This window comes from Maribacter sp. UBA3344 (assembly GCF_002362375.1).
Classification (GTDB): domain Bacteria; phylum Bacteroidota; class Bacteroidia; order Flavobacteriales; family Flavobacteriaceae; genus Maribacter; species Maribacter dokdonensis.
The window spans coordinates 1-3,098 of record NZ_DERI01000013.1 but is presented as its reverse complement, the minus strand read 5'-3'; the positions used below and the strand labels follow the sequence as shown (position 1 = coordinate 3,098).

Annotated in this window: 4 protein-coding genes; 1 reads left to right on the top strand and 3 read right to left on the bottom strand. The window is 33.6% G+C overall.

Annotation, left to right across the window (positions count from 1 at the left end):
* Nucleotides 1–68 precede the first annotated feature (68 nt).
* From B2Z27_RS10650 to B2Z27_RS10640, 3 genes are all read right to left on the bottom strand, one after another.
* Complete coding sequence (locus B2Z27_RS10650) at nucleotides 69–653, bottom strand: super-infection exclusion protein B (protein ID WP_027066624.1); 585 nt, start codon at nucleotides 651–653, stop codon at nucleotides 69–71.
* 153 nt (nucleotides 654–806) lie between these two features.
* Entirely contained in the window at nucleotides 807–1,694 is an 888-nt protein-coding gene (gene ygiD, locus B2Z27_RS10645; RefSeq protein ID WP_027066623.1) for a 4,5-DOPA dioxygenase extradiol, read from the bottom strand.
* A gap of 1 nt (nucleotide 1,695) precedes the next feature.
* Nucleotides 1,696–2,565: an SDR family oxidoreductase gene (locus tag B2Z27_RS10640; RefSeq protein ID WP_027066622.1), complete on the bottom strand. Its 870-nt coding sequence runs from the start codon at nucleotides 2,563–2,565 to the stop codon at nucleotides 1,696–1,698.
* Nucleotides 2,566–2,685: 120 nt separating this feature from the next.
* On the opposite strand from B2Z27_RS10640, the gene B2Z27_RS10635 reads away from it, so the two are divergent.
* Nucleotides 2,686–3,051 (top strand): winged helix-turn-helix transcriptional regulator, encoded by a 366-nt coding sequence (locus tag B2Z27_RS10635; RefSeq protein WP_036146809.1) that lies wholly within the window; start codon nucleotides 2,686–2,688, stop codon nucleotides 3,049–3,051.
* The last annotated feature ends 47 nt before the right edge of the window (nucleotides 3,052–3,098 follow it).

Below are 3,098 nucleotides of genomic sequence, written 5' to 3'. Positions count from 1 at the left end.
AATAATCCTTTATTTGAACTTTAATGAACTGGACTAGGGCTTTTCATAGGAGCCGTTGTTATGCAAAGTTATCTAATAATCCCTTTTCTAGCCCAAGATGGCCTAATTGAAATTATGTATTGTTTTTCTTCATCAGTTGGATTCTTTGGTAAATCTACATGATGTGGTCGAATATATTTCTCAGTATACTTACCCATGGAAAGAGCTGCAAATCTTCCAGAAACTATTGCGCTATCACCAAATTGTCTGTTCATTCTAAGAAGCCCTGCATCCATTAGGCCACCTACAACAGGATCATCATATGGCATTTCAATTGATCTTTGGCCACAAATCATAAATTCGCGAAATATTGCTTTTTCATGATCGTCTAATTCAGAAATTCTTTTTCTAAGTTTTCCTTTTGCCTGGAAAAAATGCCACTCGAAATTTATCTTTTTTCCAATCCAGATAAAAACATTTAAAAGAGTTAATCCAGCAGAAATTGCAAACACTAATCCAATAATGGGCCCATATGTATTTTTAATTGAATCTAATTGAATTTTTTCTAATAACAATTCATTTGCAAAAAGTATGAAGCCTGTAACTAAGGCAAATAAGACGAAGAATTTTGCTGGTAATTTAGATAAGTCAAATAATCCCTTAAACAGGTCCATATTGCTGTATTAATTTTTCATAACGGTTAGTATAAGAGCAGTAGCGGAATTAATGCACTTACCTTTCGGGTTTTAATATAATAATTTAAATGCAAAGCGGTTTGAGTTGAACCCCAAACCGCTATTGCTTTTATACCGTGTTACCTGCTTTTTTTATCCAAATTTCACACTTGTCATAGTCAGTGAACCACCTAAAGCATTATCGTTAAAGATTGTGGTATTATCCTTTTCGTCTTTTAATCCTAATGTGTACAATAAAGGCAGATAATGCTCAGGCGTTGGAATCGCTAGGTTAAAAGCTTCTCCTTGCTTTTTAAACTCAATTAAATTTTGGTAATTTCCCTCCAAAATCCATTTCTTCATTTTACTATCTGCTTCTATTGCCCAATCATAGCCGTAGTTTTTATTAATTTTTCTAAAATCAACTTTTCTTAAATTATGGACAATATTACCGCTACCAACAATTAGTACGCCTTTTTCTCTTAATTTTTTTAATTGTTGTGCTAACTCGTAGTGTTGCTGTGGCGTCATTTTATAATCCAAGCTAAGTTGAATAACAGGCACATCTGCTTTTGGAAATAAATGTTTAACTACGGTCCAAGCTCCATGGTCCAATCCCCATTTATCATCTAAGTGAACGGTTCCTGCTGGGTTAATAAATTCTGAAATTTCTTTAGCCAGTTTTGGATGTCCAGGCGCTGGATATTGTACTTCGTAAAGTTCTTTAGGGAATCCGCCAAAATCATGAATTGTTCTTGGATTTTGCATGGCAGTGACAAAAGTTCCGTTTGTTTCCCAATGGGCTGAAACCACAATAATAGCATTGGGTTTATCCAATTGCTGCCCTTGTTTTTTAAACTCTCTAACAAACTCATTGTCTTCAATACCATTCATAGGCGAACCATGTCCTAAAAAAAGGACAGGCATTCGCTTAGAAGAATCAAAAGAATCTGTTATGTTTTCTAATTTATTTAATGCTGACATCATTGGAATACTTAATGCTGTTAGTCCGGCTATCTTTAAAAACTCTTTACGCTCCATTTTAAGCGTATATTTTGGTCAAAAATTCTTTAGCGGTTGTTGGTTTTCTACCTATAAGTTTCTCTAATGAATTGTCTGACATTTCTAATTCGCCATTGGCTTGTGCTACCGAAAATGCAGTGAATAATCCAATGTATTCATCAGGAATACCATAGGTTTTTAGTGTAGCCTGATATTCTTCAGGTGAAGGCGATTGATAGGTGATATCTTTACCACTTATTTGAGCAATTGATTCAGCTACTTCATTGTATGAAATCGCTTGATTATTTACTAATGGATACGTCTTATTTTCGTGCCCCTCAGAAGTCAATACTGCTGCTGCTGCTTCTGCCAATTCTTGTCTTAATACTAAACTGGATTTTCCGTTTTGTGCAGGTTGCATAATTACACCTGTTTCCAATACTTGTTCTCCTATAAACATAGGTAGCATGTCCAAATATGTGGCGTTCTGTAAAAATGTATATGTCATGCCACTTTCTTTTATCCAGTTTTCGGTTTTTAGATGTGAATCCTGTAAGAATGCGATAGCAGAATCATCTCTCTCCTGATTTCTCATAAATGAAGTATAGACAATATGCCTTACTCCAGTAGCTTTGGCTGCTTTAACCACATTTTGATGTTGTGCGGCACGATTTTCTATTTCACTACTAGAAACAAATAGTAATTTATCGACACCTTCAAAGGCTTTTACTAAAGAATCATAGTTGGTATAATCTCCTATTTTAACTGTAATTCCGTCTGCTTTAAAGATGTTTGCCTTTTTCTCACTTCTGGAAAGTACCGAAATACCTGATGTTTTTACATCTTTTTCTATTAGTTGCTTAACGACATGTTTACCAAATTCGCCTGTTGCTCCTGTTACTAAAATCATTTTTTTAATTCTTAATCATTAATAATGATACAAACTTACTATATTTGCTACTTAAAGTATAGTTAGTTATTAATAAGTATTGCTATACTTTTGTATAGTAAGAGTTTAAAATATTTGACAATGAATGATTTGCTAACTATTTCTGAGATAAAAAAATGTCCTGTACATTACGTTTTGGCGATTAATGATACTTTAAACGTGATAAGTGGTAAATGGAAGTTGCCTATACTTGCTTCTATTCTTTACGGTAATTATAGGTATAAAGACATACAGGCTAATATCGATAAAATTACGCCTAGAATGTTGTCTAAGGAGTTAAAAGAATTAGAGCTTAATGGTGTTATAACAAGGAACGTTTATGATTCAACGCCAGTTCGCATTGAATACAAAATGACCGAATCAGGTAAAAATATTCTCTCAGTTCTTGATGCAATGGTTGATTGGGGTGTTTCCCATAGAAAATCTACATTCAAACATTCAGATTAAAAGTGTTTTTTCGGCAAATTGCAGGTAACAATTAAATATATAACATA

Bases quoted from the DNA above. Each gene is read 5' to 3' on its own strand.
- B2Z27_RS10650 (WP_027066624.1), bottom strand. From the start codon at position 653: ATGGACCTGTTTAAGGGATTATTTGACTTATCTAAATTACCAGCAAAA.
- ygiD (WP_027066623.1), bottom strand. From the start codon at position 1,694: ATGGAGCGTAAAGAGTTTTTAAAGATAGCCGGACTAACAGCATTAAGT.
- B2Z27_RS10640 (WP_027066622.1), bottom strand. From the start codon at position 2,565: ATGATTTTAGTAACAGGAGCAACAGGCGAATTTGGTAAACATGTCGTT.
- B2Z27_RS10635 (WP_036146809.1), top strand. From the start codon at position 2,686: ATGAATGATTTGCTAACTATTTCTGAGATAAAAAAATGTCCTGTACAT.